Source organism: Legionella sp. PATHC035, assembly GCF_026191115.1.
Taxonomy (GTDB): Bacteria; Pseudomonadota; Gammaproteobacteria; order Legionellales; family Legionellaceae; genus Legionella.
Genome location: NZ_JAPHOT010000001.1, coordinates 370392 through 385376, shown reverse-complemented (window position 1 = coordinate 385376; position 14985 = coordinate 370392). Strand labels below are relative to the sequence as shown.

The following is a 14985-nucleotide window of genomic DNA, read 5'->3' as shown; positions in this document are numbered from 1 at the left end:
CTGGGTGAAGGGTCGTCAAGAGCTTACCTGAGTCACAGCAGATTGTTCGTCGTCAACTCATACGATAAAGTGGTCCTAGTACACATTGAAAGTTTGTCGAAGCACATTCACCGATATTTTTTCATTTTTATCTTTGGTTCTTTTAAATAAAGTAAATACGGTAAGATTTAGATTATCGCTCGTAGCATAAGCGACACCGAGAAAGTAAGAGCTCTCTAAAGTTATCTGATCAGTAGCTATGTCAAGTTTTTTGAGTAATTCCGAGATTTTTTCTAAGTCTTTAATCCCACTTTCTTTTCTTATCTTGATTAATTCATTGAGTTGTTCTTCCTTCATGCCGCTGCTTAGTGATTTGAGTACTTTTATTGGGGCAGTATTGATGTTAATGGGTGTAGTTTCAGGTAATGCGGTAACTAAAGGTTCTAAGGATAAATAAAGCGGCGCACTCACATCTTTAATCAGACGCAATTCGGACTTACTGCTCATCAGTTGATGGCTGGGGTAGTAGGGCGGTTTTTGGTTGACATAATAAGATAAATAATTGTCCTTACCCCGCGCGAGGTCATAAGCAGAGAGCCAATCATTAATTGCTAAGGCTAATTTCACTTTTTCTGACTCACTATTCTGTGGTATGGCAGTTCCGATAAGGTTTATAAAACCTAACATCGATTTTCGATTTCCTAAATTATTAATATTGTATTGAGCTTGTAAATCATAAAGTGCCCCCTTTACCGCGACGTTGCTATAGATATTTTCCATATCCGCGGGATAGAGACTGACAATTCCTTGGGGAGTTGCTTTAATCAATTTATTTTTTTTATCGGCTAATTGACCTAGCCCCCAAAAAGTAACTGCTTGTGAAGCAAGATAAAGCCTATCGTGAGTGATTATCAGCCGAGTACGGTAAATATCTAATTGCACTTTGGTGCTCATTGCAGTGGCTACAATGGCAACTAGAGTCATAATAAATAGAGCGGTGAGTAGGGCACTACCTTTTATCTTTTTAGCCTGCTGCATAAACTGCACCCGGTACAATAAAAAGTAAATTGATCTCGCCCTGGTCTTGCAAAGTCATATTAACTTGTATGGCTTTGGGGAAAGGCTCTTTACGCTGGTTTAGGGCTACAGCCTGTTCCCTCCATTCAGGCAGTACTTGTAAATTTTGATTTAAATAACCAAAATGACAATTAGAAAGGCGATTCAGTAACGGTTTATCCTCATAGATATCTTGATTCATTCTATCGAGAGTACTCCAAGTTCTTCGGATTAACGTTCCTTGTTGACAAAGATAAGCAACTCGCTTTAGCGTGCTGCGTTTTTCAAGACTACCTGGATTTACATCTCCATCACGAGTGAATTCTAGAGAGTGTGTTTGTCCTACAAAAGCCGGTGCCAATTGCATGTCATTACTGCGAATGGGGCGCTCCACTATTTGACTTGTATCCTGCTGAATAAGGCTTATCGCAAGTTGCAGTTCATTTAAGCGTTCACTTTGTTCATTGACTCGAGCGCGTGTTGTGAATGCGTTATACAAAACGGACGAAGTAATTGTTGCCAGAATGGCAAACACGGCAAGCGCGATTAAAATCTCAATGAGTGTAAAACCATTCAGCGTTGCAGATGGGGTATTTTTTTTCATGATACATACCGGAATGCTTGCAGTTCCTCTCTAAAAGGTCCTGATTTTTCAGTACTCACTGAAATAATAATTTTTTGAATGTTCTTTTGTGGCGTGGAACTTACACTGGCTCGCCAGTACCAGTGCTCATTTAACATCGTTGTATCCTGGGTGGTTTCCTGGCTTTGATTCATCTGCAATAAATTGAGTTGAATCATGGCTACCCCTTGCATAGCGATCCAATGACTTACGGTCTTTTCTTTAACACGACGAGTTGTTTCTACATTTTGGGATATTGCTTTCAAAAGCGCAGTTAATGCAATCGCTATTATAGAAAGTGCTAATAATACTTCGATTAGTGTGAAACCTGATTTGCGGCTTTGAGCTCTCATTTAGTGGGCACCAAATTAAGTTGTAACACGCCATTCCGCTTACCAATCAGTGATGCTAAGTTAGGGTCTTGTTTGCTGCCAAAATTCAAAGTAAAAGGGGTCATATCACCAGAGGCAGAAATAATAATGGCAGGGGTTCCTGGTGGGGTAGCGTAATTGGTTTTCAGAGTAATATGCGAGTTTTGCGGAAAATAAGTCATTTTAAACACTCCTTTATCGGAAATGGGCTTCCATAGAGCGTTGTTGAGTTGCAGGACCTGATAACTGACATTATCAATACGCAAACCAAGGGTGCTGGTTTCCAAAATAGCCTGTTGCTGAGCTAAACGAAGTGTATTAGCTAATTGTTCTACAGAAAACAAGATACGTCGATTTTCACCGAAATCACCAAAAGCGATTAAGGCAAAACCAAAAGTGATGCCTATAATCACTAAAACAATTAAGATTTCAATCAGGGTAAAACCTCGATTATATCTATTTTTTCTCATCCCAATTACCAATTTCGGCATTAATACCCGTACCTCCAGGTTGTCCTTCAGCACCGTAGGTAAATACATCGACATCACCATGTTGACCAGGATTTAAATAAAGATAATCTCGGCCCCATGGATCTTTGGGTAGTGACTTAAGATATTGTTTCCAATTACTCGGTGTGGGATTTGAGGTGGGTTTCTCAACAAGCGCCATCAAGCCTTGATCGGTGGTTGGGTAATTACCATTATCAAGCTTATAGAGATCGAGAGCATTTTGTATTGCGAGTACGTCTTGTTTCGCCTTTACCTTTCGTGCCTCATCGGGACGACCCATAATTTTAGGTACAACTATAGAAGCCAGGATACCTAATATAACAACTACCACCATGATTTCAATTAATGAGAAACCTTTTTGTCGATTCATTTTTACTCCAATTTAAATGCAGACTGATTGTAACTTTAAGTAATTAATTGTTCCATTGAGAAAATAGGTAATAACGTAGCCAGCACAATAAACAAAACAATTGCACCCATAAACAAAATCACCATCGGCTCTAGTAATGTCAGGGAAGTATCAATGATTCGTTTTACTTCATTATCCAGATGGACTGCCGCGCGTTCCATCATATTTGATAATTGGCCACTTTTCTCACCGCTGGCAATTAAATGGATTGCCATGGGGCTAATATAACCTGTTTCTTTCAACGCCTCATTAATACCACATCCTTCCCTAACTTTAACCGCAGCAGCATCAAAAGCTTGTCGCATAACGATATTCGTTACTAGACTCGCTGCAACACGCATTGTTTCCAGAACGCTCACACCAGCTGCGAAAAGTATACCAAAAGTATGAATATAACGCGAAACATTAACTGTTTTAACTAAATATGAAACGATGGGTAATTTCAATAAGAATCGATGCCAAAATAGTTTAATTTTTTCATTGGCAAGACTTTTTTTAAAGCCAATAAAAATCAGAATAATGCCTAGCAAAGTATAGAGGCCATAATCTTTAATGAAGTGGCTAATATGAATCAATACGAGTGTCATTTCAGGGAGCGTTTGTCCTCCACTGGTGAAGACTTCGATGATTTTAGGAACTACAAAACTGAGCAAAAAGCAAATAATAGCAATTGAAACCAGGATCATGATGAATGGATAAATCAATGCTTGCTGAACTTTTTGGCGGGTTTGCTGTTGATTTTCAGTATAATCGGCTAACTTTTCTAAAACCACATCAAGGTGCCCAGTTTGCTCACCGGCACCCACAGTCGCTCGATACAATTCGGGGAATGCCTGTGGAAATTGCCCCATAGCTTGTGCCAATCCATAACCTTCAAGCACTTTGGCGCGAACCCCAATAATCAGTTCTCTGACTTTGTCTTTTTCTGTTTGCTCACTGACCCCACGCAACGATTCTTCGACGGGAATGCCTGCAGCGAGCAATGTAGCTAATTGACGTGTGAATAGGGCAAGATCAGCAGCAGAAATTTTGCCTTTGGCATTGCTCCCTGAACGTTGCTGGGTTAGTACGCGGATTTGGGTTGGAATTAGTCCTTGATCCCTTAAAAGTTGGCGCGCATGACGTTCAGAATCAGCTTCCAGTACCCCTTTGGTTGCGTTGCCGCTTTTTTGAAGCGCCTGATATTGATAAGCACCCATAATTTTTTATGGTTTATGTGAAAACATAGAGTGTAATCTATTGGGTTTAATAAGTCACTTAAGGTACACTATATACCCAGACTATCCTGGAGAGCAATAATGAGCAAAAATACAGTACAAGAGGCTATTAAAGAACATGATGTCAAATTAATTGATCTGCGATTTACCGATATCCGTGGCAAGGAACAGCATATTACCATTCCTGTTTCAGCTGTAGATGACGATTTTATTGAAAATGGAAAAATGATTGATGGGTCTTCCTTTAAGGGTTGGCAAAAAATACATCAATCTGATTTGGCTCTTATGCCTGATTTGGAAACAACCAAACTGGACCCTTTTTTTCAAGACAATACACTATTTATCCGATGTAATGTAGTTGATCCTAAAACCATGATGGGATACGAGCGTTGTCCTCGATCACTGGCTTTGCGTGCTGAAGCTTATTTGCAATCTACTGGTATTGCAGATACCGCGCTTTTTGGACCTGAACCAGAATTTTTTGTTTTTGACAGCGTACAGTGGGAAACAACCATTGGTGGTGCTTTTTATAAAATCGATTCAGAAGAAGCACAATGGTATTCAGGAAAAGAGTTAGAAGGTGGAAATATTGGTCATCGTCCCCCAATAAAAGGCGGGTATTTTCCTGTTCCTCCAGTAGACTCCTCCCATGATATGCGTTCTGCAATGTGTCTCACTCTTGAATCCTTGGGAATGGTAGTTGAAGCACATCATCATGAAGTGGCCACGGCAAACCAATGCGAAATTGCTACTCGGTTTAATACATTGACCAAGAAAGCAGATGAATTGCAGATTTTAAAATATGTAGTCCATAATGTAGCCCATAATTATGGGAAAACAGCTACTTTTATGCCTAAACCTCTGGTTGGTGATAATGGAAGCGGGATGCACTGTCATCAATCGTTAACTAAAGATGGCGTGAATTTGTTTTCTGGCGATCAATATGCTGGGCTTTCAGAAACCGCGCTTTATTACATCGGTGGAATCATCAAGCATGCCCGTGCATTAAACGCCTTCACCAATCCATCAACCAACAGTTACAAGCGGTTAGTACCTGGCTTTGAAGCGCCAGTTCTCTTAGCTTATTCTGCAAGAAATCGATCTGCTGCGATTCGTATTCCTCATGTGAACAATCCTAAGGCGCGTCGTATTGAGGTACGTTTCCCTGATCCTACAGCAAACCCATACTTAGCATTTGCCGCTATGATGATGGCGGGTTTGGATGGGATTCAACGAAAAATTCATCCAGGCCATGCAATGGATAAAGATCTCTATGATTTACCACCAGAAGAGCTTGTTGACGTACCCACAGTATGTGCTTCTTTGGAACAATCTATGGAAAATCTGAAGATGGATCATGATTTCTTGATCCAAGGTGATGTATTTACTCAAGATTTCATTAATAACTACATCAGCATGAAGGAAGAGGAAATTAGTAAAATAAGAAGTTTGACTCATCCTTATGAATTTGAGTTATATTACAGCCTTTAGGAATAAATGGTGATGAATAAATTTTTTGTTTTTCTATCATTGATGATAGTGATTTGCGCATCTTATGCGCAAATCTACAAATGGACTGACAGTCAGGGTAATGTTCATTTCAGTGATACTCCGCATGAGGGCGCTGTAATTGTAACGATTCCTGATGCACAAAGTTTTTCATCACCAACCCCGTCAACTTCTCCAGCACCACCCTCATCAGAACATGAGGATCACACGGTAAAGTTAAAGCATACTTATACAAAATTAGCGATTGCTCAGCCTCAATCGGGCACAACCATTCGTAATAATCAGGGTTTTGTAGCGGTGACTGTAGAAGTAGAACCAGAATTATTTCCTGGAGATAAATTACAGTTGTTATACGATAACGGTGCCCTTGGCGAACCGCAAAGAAATCCTGTGTTTGAAATAAATGGTATGTATCGAGGCACCCATACTTTGGCAGTCCAAGTTTTGGATGCAGATGAAAATGTGATTGAAACAAGCGATCCAATAACTATTTATGTTTTTAGACCACGGGTAGGAATGGTTCCTGGAGGTGGAGCTCGTTAGTTTGTTTGTAGTGCTCTATTGTGGTTCAAGATAACGCATTGTAAAACAGACCCTAAATTGGGGGATTAATTATGTTAATTTTATTATCACCAGCAAAAAAATTATTAAATAGTTTTAAGCCATATACTGGAACTACATCCGAACCAACATTTGCGGATAAAACAAGTATTCTTGTGAAACTGATGAAAACGAAATCAGCTAACGAGATAGCTGCCTTGATGGATTTGTCTAAAGATTTGGCTGAATTAAATTACAATCGTTATCAATCTTTTGATTTAGAAGAAAAAGAGCGGTCACACTCATATCCCGCTTTATTTTTATTTCAGGGGGATGTTTATCAAGGTTTAAAAGCTGCCAGTTGGGAACAAAAGACTGTGGACTATTCACAAAATCACTTGCGAATATTATCTGGTCTTTATGGCTTATTGAAGCCCTTGGATAGTATTCAGCCCTATAGGCTTGAAATGGGCGTGCGTTTGGAGAATCCTGCGGGCAAAAATTTATATGATTTTTGGCAGGGAACAGTGACTCATTCACTCAATCAACAATTAGCAAATCAAAAGAATCCTGTTTTGATTAATCTTGCTTCTACCGAGTATTTTAAAGCCGTGGATGAAAAGGGATTAGATTATCCTATTGTTACCATCAATTTTTATGAAAAAAAGAATGAACAACTGAAAATGATTGGTATCCATGCTAAAAAAGCTCGCGGGACGATGGCAAAATTTCTGATGCAAAATCAATTGGATGATTTGACTCATCTGAAGCAGTTTAATGAGTTAGGTTATAAATTTCATGAGCCGACTTCAACTGATCAGCATTTTGATTTTGTAAGAGATACCCATTAAAAAAATCATGGATCCAAATTGCTTCCAGGCAGGTCCGGTGAAGGTTAGCCTTGGTCCAACCCAAAGCAAATCCAGCTTTGAAGCGGGGATTAGCGTATAATCCAGCCTGCAATTGACACAGGCTACCAATATAATTTGATATTTAATCTATGTGGAATTTATCCAGTCGAGTACATCGTTTAAATCATTTTCCTAATGATGAAGTGAATTGCTATGTCAAGCGGGATGATGAGTTAGGGTGTGGGATTAGTGGTTCAAAGCTGCGTAAGTATGCCAGCCTTTTCCCTTTTTTAATCGAGCAGGGGATACAGCATTTAATTATAATTGCTGGACCACAATCCAATAATTTACTTGCTGCTTTGCAATTGGCTAGAGAGTTTCATTTAAAAGTGACTGCTTTTCTAATTAAACCTTGGAAATTAGATCTGCAGGGAAATTATAAATTAAGTCGTCTATTTCTTGACGAGCATGAAATTGTTTGGATTAGTCGCGATCAGTGGTCACAAGTTAATGAATTGGCATATCATCATCTACTCAGCTTAAGGGAAAAAGGGTTTGTTTTACAAGAAGGAGCAAGTGTTCCCGAGGCAATGAGTGGGGCATTGACCCTTGCTGATGATATTATTCTAAACGAACAAACTTTAGGTTTTAAATTTCAACATATTTTTATTGATGCCGGTACAGGTTTTTCTGCGGCTGGACTGTTAAATGGATTAAATCGCTCCCATCATCCGGCACATGTTCATGTATTGTTACTCGCGGATAGCGAATCAATATTTCGCTGTAAGTTGAAGCAATGGATTGGATTCATTCCCGAACATTTTTTTTGCTTTTATCCAACGACAGCGAAGGCTTTTGGTTCTGTAAATCAAACCATTAAAAATGAAGTCAGACGTGTGGCCCGAGAAGAGGGCATTTTGGTTGATCCAATCTATGCAGCAAAACTCTTCTATGAGTCAAGGAAATACATCGAAACCCAACACTTAAAGGGTAATGCCTTAATCATTCATTCTGGTGGCACATTAACCATGCCTGGATTTAATTATTAGGGGGTTGTTGAATTGTCAGCAGCCCTTATGAGCTCAAATGATAATTTCATTTCATTTCCCCCTTGAAATTTATTAACTGAAACCCTATATGAGAAACATCATCATAAAATGTGTAACAAGGAGATTAGGTAAATGTCGAATAAGCAACAAACTATGGGCTTTCAAACAGAAGTAAAGCAGATGTTGCATTTGGTAGTGCACTCGCTTTATAGCAACAAAGAAATATTTTTACGTGAATTAATTTCTAATGCTTCCGATGCATTAGACAAATTGCGATTTTTGGCTTTATCAAACAACACACTTTATGAAAATGATTCCGATTTAAAAATTACCGTCGAGGTTAATGAGAAACTAAAAACGATAACGATTAAGGATAATGGTATCGGTTTAAGCTGGGATGAGGCAGTGGAGAATTTAGGGACCATTGCGAAATCAGGTACTAAAGAATTCATGAGCCATTTAACGGGTGAAAGTGCAAAAGATTCACAGTTGATTGGACAATTCGGTGTAGGATTTTATTCCGCATTTATTGTTGCAGATAAAGTAACCGTAAAAAGCCGACGAGCCGGGATGAAGCCTGAAGATGGAATCGTTTGGGAGTCTAATGGTGAAGGTGAATTTACCATTGGTACTGAAAATAAAGCAACACGCGGCACCGAAGTTACTTTACATATCAAAAAAGATGATGATGAGTTCCTGAGTAATTGGCGTATACGAAGTATTATCAGTAAATATTCAGACCATATTTGCTGGCCTATCGAGATGAAGAAAATATCTCAGGATGATAAAGAATCCAATGAATATGAAACTGTAAATAAGGCAACTGCCTTATGGACAATGCAAAAATCAGACATTACTGATGAAGAGTACAAACAACTCTATAAGCACATTTCCCATGATTTCCAGGATCCACTTATTTGGTCACATAACCATGTTGAAGGAAAGAATGATTATATTTCTTTACTGTACATTCCTGGGCATGCACCGTTTGACTTGTGGCAACATGAAGTGAAGCATGGCTTAAAACTTTATGTGAAACGTGTTTTTATTATGGATGACGCCACTCAATTTTTACCTCGTTATCTGCGTTTTGTTAAAGGTATTGTTGATGCAAGCGATTTACCACTGAATGTCTCCCGAGAAATTTTACAAGACAACAAGCAAGTAGAGAGCATACGTTCTGCATGTACCAAACGTGTTTTATCCATGCTTGAAAAAATGAGTACCCAGGATAAAGAAACGTATCAAAAGTTTTGGAATGAATTTGGTTTGGTCTTGAAAGAAGGACCCATTGAAGATTTTACCAATAAAGAAGCGATTGCTAAATTACTACGATTTGCGACAACTGCAAACGACTCTGAGAAGCAAGATGTGACTTTGGATGAGTATATAAGTCGTATGAAAGAAGGCCAGGATAAGATTTATTATATTACTGCCTCAAGCTACAATGCGGCTAAGAACAGCCCTCATTTAGAAATTTTTAGGAAAAAAGGAATTGAGGTGTTATTACTCAGCGACAAAGTGGATGAGTGGTTGGTTGGCTATTTGAGTGAATATGCTGGCAAGAAACTTCAGTCTATCTCCAAAGGTAAAGTGGAATTAAACGATGAATCAAGTGAACAAATCAAAGAACAAGAGAAAACGCTTGAGCCTTTGTTAAAACATATTAAGCAAGTCTTAGAGACGCAAGTAAAGGATGTCATGGTTACAAACAGGTTAACTGATTCACCTGCTTGTGTGGTTGCTGATGAGCAAGATATGGGCTTGGAAATGCAACGTATTCTCCAGGCTGCTGGTCAACAAGTACCTACGAGCAAACCTGTTTTCGAAATTAATCCAGATCATGCATTAATTAAACGCTTACATGATATTCAGGATGATGATTTGTTTAAGCTATGGGTTACCATGTTGTTTGAACAAGCCGTTTTAGCTGAGGGCGGTCAACTAGATAATCCAGCGGATTTTGTCAATCGAGTCAATAAGCTTTTGGTTTCAACGGCGGTATAGAGATAATTTCTTTAGCCTGGGTACATCGTCGTTGAATCCAGGCTCTATTGTTCTGTTCCAATTAAACTCTTGATTGTTGTACTTTTGTATTGAGAGTTTCTTTCAAAATGACGAGTAAAATCACCGCTGCTTCTCGGCCAGTAGGGCAAATGTCCTTGCTTTTAAAATAGATATTTACAAGGAAATACAGATCAAGTATTTTAAATAAAATACAGATTGTATATTTAAAAGGAGTTAATATGTTTACAAAAGGATTATTGTTCTCCTCTGCATTTTCTTGGGATCAAGATTTATCTATCAGAGATAATGTTAAGTCGATAATGCATGATTATATACCTTATGGATTTAATGTGCTGACAAGAAAAACACACTTGGCTGATGCAAAGAAGTTGATTTCCTTCTTAGACACAAATAAAAGTAGTACTGATTTAGAAATATATTTACTGATACAAAAGATCAGGCAGGAATTGCATGATGAATCGGGTGAGTTTAAAAAAAGACTAAATTTTTGTGTGCGAAAAATGGAAGAGCAAAATGTTTTGTTCAAAACTATGGGGGAAACTGGGCAAGCGATTAAATCTCTTTTTTGTATGAACCAATAATACCTCAATAGTAGTTGTTTGAATTTAAAGTGATACCGGAGGGTGGGACTGTTATCGCACGGCCAAACTTTGATTCGCATATTAAAATTTAACAGGCCAAAAACGATGTTCATCTCACTGCTGATAAGTATCATTGTTGTTATGAGAAATCTACTCAAGAGGCTGCATTGAATACAGGCAACAATCTGATGTGATTTTCCCATATTTTTTTATTTTACTCTCTTGGCAAGCTCTAGCGTACTATGCTGTTTATCTTTCTATAAAATCCTGGGAAATGTCTCTTTTTACAGTTTTCCCAGGATTATGTGGTGATTATGCGTAGGGGAGTACTAATACCGTGGTTCCTACATCAATGAAATTTTCATTAAGCCATTTTGCCGCCCCAGGTAAAACACGAATACAGCCATGGCTGCTGTTGTATTTAGGTACTTCATAAGCCGCATGAATTGCATAACCGTCATGGAAATGCATGCAATAAGGCATTTTGGCTCCACCTATCACATGGCCATCACGAGCAATAGGATATTCATTGGATTTACAGTCAGCTCCTTTTTTATTGAATACATGGAAGGTTCCTGTAACTGTTCTACATGATTCATGAATGTCATCACAATAATCCATTCCGCCAGAGGCACTACCGGTCATTACTCTGTTTCCTTGCGCATCATAAGCTGCCCATGCATAAGCTTTGGGATCAAAAACAAAGAGTTTTTTTCCTTGAACATCTCGTTTCACAGGAAAAGCTGTGCGACCACGTTTATCGTCTTGATAGGGCGTTGTGTAATGTAAGTTACCTGCATCATCTGCAATGACATCCGGTTTATCAGTGACACAGGAAGCTAATAGTAAGCCAATTAGAGGGGTTAGATAGATTATTTTTTTCATTACAAATCCTTAAAAGCTGGTTTACCTACTGCAAAAAAAAGGCTCGATATTCGAGCCTTTTTAGCATAATTAATATTTATTATTCATCAGTTAAGCGAAAATATTTAGTTCCAAAATATCTTTGCAGTTTCTTACGGATTGTGCCACGGCTAATACCTAGCATCTTAGCAGCTTGCAGTTGATTGCCACGACGTTTTTCCATAACTGCTTGCAGTAATGGAGGCTCAACCTCAGATAATATCATGTCGTAAAGATCATCGATGTTTTTGGTCTTGTTTTCAGCAAGAAAACGAGTGACTAGATTGTAGACTAAATCTTGTAGACCTTGGTCTTGTTTAGTCATGTTTAGAGTAGTATCAGGTGTTTCAATGACAGTCATCTTAACTTCCTTATTATTAATTAAATCACACATTCCAATTGCTAACATTTAAAATGAAAGCAAAATTAATTGTACATGAAGGATAATTGATATTCTATATCTTTAAGAGAAAACTATGCATTATTTTCGAGCAATTCATCCACCACAAGACTAAATAATGAGCGATCAGATTTTTCAGAGGACAATGATTTCTTTACCTTGGTTAATTGCGAAATCATTTTTGTAGGTTGCTCGGGATCATTATAAAAATGATCAATATAGCGAGTTAATTCATGAGCATTACAGTCGTATTGTAAAAACTCTGGCACAATCATTTTGTTCGCCAAAAGATTACACAGACCAAAAAATTTGACGCGAATAAATCTCATCGCCAATACGTAAGATAGAAAAGAGGATTTATAAATAATACACATAGGTTTTTCTAATAAGGCACACTCAAGAGAGGCCGTACCTGAAGCAACTATGATGAAATCCGCAGCAGCCATACAATTTATTGCTTTACCTTGGACAAAGCTAATCGATAGCTGCATATCCGAAAAATAATGTTTAATCGTATCTGGATTAATTGTATCGGCAATAGGGATTACAAAATGTAAGTTAGGATAACGTTGCTGCAAAATTTGAGCGGTATCACGCAGGATGGGCATATGATATTTGATTTCGTTTGTACGACTTCCAGGAAGAAGCGCAAAAATGTGTGCATCCTGGGGCAGGCCTAGAGCGTTTCGTTGCGCTTGGCTGCTGTCTACAGATGTTATTTTTTCTACCAAAGGATGGCCAACAAAATTGACTGGAACTTCGGCTTTTTCGTATATAGTTTTTTCAAAAGGCAATATAACTGCCATGTGGTCAACGCATTTCTTGATTAGATGAATACGATTTGCTTTCCACGCCCAAATTTGTGGGCTTATGTAATAAAGAATTTTAAGACCTAATTTTTGCTTTGCATATTTAGCCAGCCTCAAATTAAAGCCTGGGTAATCGACAAGAATAAGTAAATCTGGTTTTTGTTGATTTAAATGTTTTTTAATGGCGATAAATGCCTTGCGGATTACATTAAGGTGACGAATAACAGCTGTAAGTCCTGTTACACCAAAGCGGGCTAAATCAGAAATTACGTGCGCTCCGGCTTCTTGCATATGTTGACCACCAATCCCACTAATCTCAATATCAGGATAGGTGGCTTTTAATTGCCGAATTAAAACGGATGCATGAACATCACCTGATTCTTCACCAGCAATAATGACAACTCGTTTAGATTTTTGCATGTCGTTCTATTAAATTATTGTGGATGAGCGAGGTAATGGTCTCAGCGGTTTCAAGCGCAAGACGGCCATCTTCACCAGTAACCAAAGGAATACTGTCCTCTTCAATGCACTTGATGAACGATTTTATTTCTTCAAGCAAAGCGTCACTCTTTTCAAATTCTTTTTCATCACGAATGATATCAGGAACACCAGGAAATAGTTCACCCTCTCCTTTTTTAAAAACGGCAAATTTTTTGTGCTGATAATCGATTGAAAGATACGAATTAGGCTGAAAGATTCTTGTCCTACGTTCTGTCTTAAAGCTCACTCGACTCGCCGTAATATTGGCGACGCACTGGTTAGCAAATGTAATATGTGCGTTGGCAATATCGATTGCTTGAGTAATTACGGGTGTCCCATGGGCTTGGATTGAGGCAATGGGGCTTTTTACTATATTTTGAATTAAATCGATGTCATGAATCATTATATCAAGAATCACGTTAACATCAGCACCACGAGGATTAAATGGAGCTAAACGTTCTGATTGAATAAATAAAGGCGTATCTAAATATTCATCCAAAGCGAGTCGTGCAGAGTTAAAGCGTTCGAGATGTCCTACTTGCAATTTTACATGGTTTTTCTTGGCAAGATGAATTAATTCCTCGGCCTGAGTTATTGTTTCAGTGATTGGCTTTTCAATTAATACATGGATGCCATGTTCCAAGAATGCTTTGGCAATTTCAAAATGCTTATTGGTCGTGGCGGCAATGCTTACTGCATCAACCTTGCCAAATAAGTCGCGATAATCGCTATAGCCTGGGACATCCAACTCTTGTGATACGCCGTCTAATGCTTTCTGATTCAGATCGCAAACCCCAATTAACTCGGCATTTGGAAGGAGTTTATATTTTTGTGCGTGAAATCTACCTAAATAACCTACACCAATTACTGCGCAACGAATTTTACTCATCAATGTCTATATGTTAATTATTTGTGCGAATGATCGCATTTCCAGGATGATAAATCAATTTTAAAAGAGTATTATTAGCCGACCTTAAAGCCCAAGACTATACTGATTTAAAAATGAGATAAATATTATGCTTATAGCTGGAGTAGATGAAGTAGGACGTGGTCCTTTGGCAGGTGCTGTGGTTACTGCGGCAGTTATTCTAAAAAAGCCTATAGCTGGGCTTGCCGACTCAAAAAAATTGAGTGCGAAAAAGCGGGAATTGTTAGCTGCGCAAATAAAAGAAGAGGCCTTAGCTTACGCATTTGGCAGGGCGGAAGTGGATGAAATCGATACGTTGAATATTCATCATGCTACATTGCTGGCAATTCAACGAGCAGTTGAAGCTTTGCCAATCCGGCCTGATCAAGTATTAGTTGATGGCTTACATCTCCCCAAATTAAGTATTCCCTGTAAGGCAATTGTGGACGGTGATGATTTGATTCCTGAAATTAGTGCTGCTTCCATTCTTGCCAAAGTATTCCGAGATGCGGAAATGACAGCGCTTGATGCGATTTATCCCGGATATGGTTTTGCTGGACATAAGGGTTATGCAACAGTGGCACATCGGGAAGCATTAAATCGACTTGGCCCGTGCATGATTCATCGTCGAAGTTTTGAACCAGTTGCCGCATTGCTGTAAAAATAAACTGAGGCTGAGTGGTGCAGCGTCTTTCACCACTGAAATCCCCGTCATCCCGAGCTTAGAGAGGGAGCTCCCTGCAGTAGCACAGTGCTATTCTATGG

Annotated in this window: 17 protein-coding genes; 7 read left to right on the top strand and 10 right to left on the bottom strand. The window is 38.6% G+C overall.

The features are described from left to right. Window positions 1-75: 75 nt before the first annotated feature. The 6 genes from gspK to lspF are packed head-to-tail and all read right to left on the bottom strand — an operon-like array spanning window position 76 to window position 4145. Window positions 76-1017, bottom strand: coding sequence for a type II secretion system minor pseudopilin GspK (gene gspK, locus OQJ13_RS01745; protein ID WP_265708747.1), 942 nt, complete (start codon window positions 1015-1017; stop codon window positions 76-78). Beyond that, the gene (gene lspJ, locus OQJ13_RS01740; protein WP_265708746.1) at window positions 1004-1639 is read right to left on the bottom strand and encodes a GspJ family T2SS minor pseudopilin variant LspJ; all 636 of its coding nucleotides are present in this window, start codon (window positions 1637-1639) and stop codon (window positions 1004-1006) included. Before lspJ ends, gspK begins: the two co-directional genes overlap by 14 nt. Continuing rightward, a complete protein-coding gene (gene lspI, locus OQJ13_RS01735; RefSeq protein ID WP_265708744.1) occupies window positions 1636-2010 on the bottom strand; it encodes a GspI family T2SS minor pseudopilin variant LspI in 375 nt (124 codons plus the stop codon). Before lspI ends, lspJ begins: the two co-directional genes overlap by 4 nt. Then, on the bottom strand, window positions 2007-2498 hold the full coding sequence (gspH, locus tag OQJ13_RS01730; protein WP_265708743.1) for a type II secretion system minor pseudopilin GspH: 492 nt from the start codon (window positions 2496-2498) through the stop codon (window positions 2007-2009). Before gspH ends, lspI begins: the two co-directional genes overlap by 4 nt. Then, complete coding sequence (lspG, locus tag OQJ13_RS01725; RefSeq protein WP_265708741.1) at window positions 2485-2907, bottom strand: GspG family T2SS major pseudopilin variant LspG; 423 nt, start codon at window positions 2905-2907, stop codon at window positions 2485-2487. The genes gspH and lspG overlap by 14 nt, the downstream gene beginning before the upstream one ends. A gap of 35 nt (window positions 2908-2942) precedes the next feature. Beyond that, a complete protein-coding gene (gene lspF / locus OQJ13_RS01720) occupies window positions 2943-4145 on the bottom strand; it encodes a GspF family T2SS innner membrane protein variant LspF (protein WP_265708739.1) in 1203 nt (400 codons plus the stop codon). 99 nt (window positions 4146-4244) lie between these two features. On the opposite strand from lspF, the gene glnA reads away from it, so the two are divergent. The 6 genes from glnA (at window position 4245) to OQJ13_RS01690 (ending at window position 10721) form a co-directional block, all read left to right on the top strand. Continuing rightward, window positions 4245-5654, top strand: coding sequence for a type I glutamate--ammonia ligase (gene glnA / locus OQJ13_RS01715; protein ID WP_265708738.1), 1410 nt, complete (start codon window positions 4245-4247; stop codon window positions 5652-5654). A 12-nt stretch (window positions 5655-5666) separates the two neighbouring features. Further along, a complete protein-coding gene (locus OQJ13_RS01710; protein WP_265708737.1) occupies window positions 5667-6215 on the top strand; it encodes a DUF4124 domain-containing protein in 549 nt (182 codons plus the stop codon). A gap of 71 nt (window positions 6216-6286) precedes the next feature. Then, window positions 6287-7063: a peroxide stress protein YaaA gene (gene yaaA, locus OQJ13_RS01705; RefSeq protein WP_265708736.1), complete on the top strand. Its 777-nt coding sequence runs from the start codon at window positions 6287-6289 to the stop codon at window positions 7061-7063. Between the two features lie 149 nt (window positions 7064-7212). Continuing rightward, a complete protein-coding gene (locus tag OQJ13_RS01700; protein ID WP_265708733.1) occupies window positions 7213-8112 on the top strand; it encodes a 1-aminocyclopropane-1-carboxylate deaminase in 900 nt (299 codons plus the stop codon). A 132-nt stretch (window positions 8113-8244) separates the two neighbouring features. Continuing rightward, window positions 8245-10119: a molecular chaperone HtpG gene (htpG, locus tag OQJ13_RS01695; protein ID WP_265708732.1), complete on the top strand. Its 1875-nt coding sequence runs from the start codon at window positions 8245-8247 to the stop codon at window positions 10117-10119. Between the two features lie 239 nt (window positions 10120-10358). After that, window positions 10359-10721: a hypothetical protein gene (locus OQJ13_RS01690; RefSeq protein ID WP_265708731.1), complete on the top strand. Its 363-nt coding sequence runs from the start codon at window positions 10359-10361 to the stop codon at window positions 10719-10721. A gap of 312 nt (window positions 10722-11033) precedes the next feature. Here the strand turns inward: OQJ13_RS01690 and OQJ13_RS01685 are convergent, their stop codons facing one another. The 4 genes from OQJ13_RS01685 to OQJ13_RS01670 form a co-directional block, all read right to left on the bottom strand. Then, window positions 11034-11606 (bottom strand): L,D-transpeptidase, encoded by a 573-nt coding sequence (locus tag OQJ13_RS01685; RefSeq protein WP_265708729.1) that lies wholly within the window; start codon window positions 11604-11606, stop codon window positions 11034-11036. A gap of 79 nt (window positions 11607-11685) precedes the next feature. Next, complete coding sequence (locus OQJ13_RS01680) at window positions 11686-11985, bottom strand: helix-turn-helix domain-containing protein (RefSeq protein WP_265708728.1); 300 nt, start codon at window positions 11983-11985, stop codon at window positions 11686-11688. A gap of 113 nt (window positions 11986-12098) precedes the next feature. After that, window positions 12099-13253 carry a lipid-A-disaccharide synthase gene (lpxB, locus tag OQJ13_RS01675; protein WP_265708726.1) on the bottom strand — a complete coding sequence of 385 codons (1155 nt, stop codon included), beginning with the start codon at window positions 13251-13253 and terminating at the stop codon, window positions 12099-12101. Beyond that, window positions 13240-14202 (bottom strand): Gfo/Idh/MocA family protein, encoded by a 963-nt coding sequence (locus OQJ13_RS01670; RefSeq protein WP_265708724.1) that lies wholly within the window; start codon window positions 14200-14202, stop codon window positions 13240-13242. Before OQJ13_RS01670 ends, lpxB begins: the two co-directional genes overlap by 14 nt. Before the next feature lie 127 nt (window positions 14203-14329). Here OQJ13_RS01670 and rnhB point away from each other — a divergent pair, with 127 nt between their 5' ends. Further along, window positions 14330-14881, top strand: a complete 552-nt coding sequence (gene rnhB, locus OQJ13_RS01665) for a ribonuclease HII (RefSeq protein WP_265708722.1) — start codon at window positions 14330-14332, stop codon at window positions 14879-14881. Window positions 14882-14985: the final 104 nt, after the last annotated feature.

What these genes read in the sequence shown, in the direction of transcription:
- OQJ13_RS01670 (WP_265708724.1), bottom strand. Translation starts at nt 14,202, where the DNA reads ATGAGTAAAATTCGTTGCGCAGTAATTGGTGTAGGTTATTTAGGTAGA.
- yaaA (WP_265708736.1), top strand. Translation starts at nt 6,287, where the DNA reads ATGTTAATTTTATTATCACCAGCAAAAAAATTATTAAATAGTTTTAAG.
- OQJ13_RS01690 (WP_265708731.1), top strand. Translation starts at nt 10,359, where the DNA reads ATGTTTACAAAAGGATTATTGTTCTCCTCTGCATTTTCTTGGGATCAA.
- lspF (WP_265708739.1), bottom strand. Translation starts at nt 4,145, where the DNA reads ATGGGTGCTTATCAATATCAGGCGCTTCAAAAAAGCGGCAACGCAACC.
- glnA (WP_265708738.1), top strand. Translation starts at nt 4,245, where the DNA reads ATGAGCAAAAATACAGTACAAGAGGCTATTAAAGAACATGATGTCAAA.
- lspJ (WP_265708746.1), bottom strand. Translation starts at nt 1,639, where the DNA reads ATGAAAAAAAATACCCCATCTGCAACGCTGAATGGTTTTACACTCATT.
- gspK (WP_265708747.1), bottom strand. Translation starts at nt 1,017, where the DNA reads ATGCAGCAGGCTAAAAAGATAAAAGGTAGTGCCCTACTCACCGCTCTA.
- htpG (WP_265708732.1), top strand. Translation starts at nt 8,245, where the DNA reads ATGTCGAATAAGCAACAAACTATGGGCTTTCAAACAGAAGTAAAGCAG.
- OQJ13_RS01710 (WP_265708737.1), top strand. Translation starts at nt 5,667, where the DNA reads ATGAATAAATTTTTTGTTTTTCTATCATTGATGATAGTGATTTGCGCA.
- OQJ13_RS01685 (WP_265708729.1), bottom strand. Translation starts at nt 11,606, where the DNA reads ATGAAAAAAATAATCTATCTAACCCCTCTAATTGGCTTACTATTAGCT.
- lpxB (WP_265708726.1), bottom strand. Translation starts at nt 13,253, where the DNA reads ATGCAAAAATCTAAACGAGTTGTCATTATTGCTGGTGAAGAATCAGGT.
- lspI (WP_265708744.1), bottom strand. Translation starts at nt 2,010, where the DNA reads ATGAGAGCTCAAAGCCGCAAATCAGGTTTCACACTAATCGAAGTATTA.
- rnhB (WP_265708722.1), top strand. Translation starts at nt 14,330, where the DNA reads ATGCTTATAGCTGGAGTAGATGAAGTAGGACGTGGTCCTTTGGCAGGT.
- lspG (WP_265708741.1), bottom strand. Translation starts at nt 2,907, where the DNA reads ATGAATCGACAAAAAGGTTTCTCATTAATTGAAATCATGGTGGTAGTT.
- OQJ13_RS01680 (WP_265708728.1), bottom strand. Translation starts at nt 11,985, where the DNA reads ATGACTGTCATTGAAACACCTGATACTACTCTAAACATGACTAAACAA.
- gspH (WP_265708743.1), bottom strand. Translation starts at nt 2,498, where the DNA reads ATGAGAAAAAATAGATATAATCGAGGTTTTACCCTGATTGAAATCTTA.
- OQJ13_RS01700 (WP_265708733.1), top strand. Translation starts at nt 7,213, where the DNA reads ATGTGGAATTTATCCAGTCGAGTACATCGTTTAAATCATTTTCCTAAT.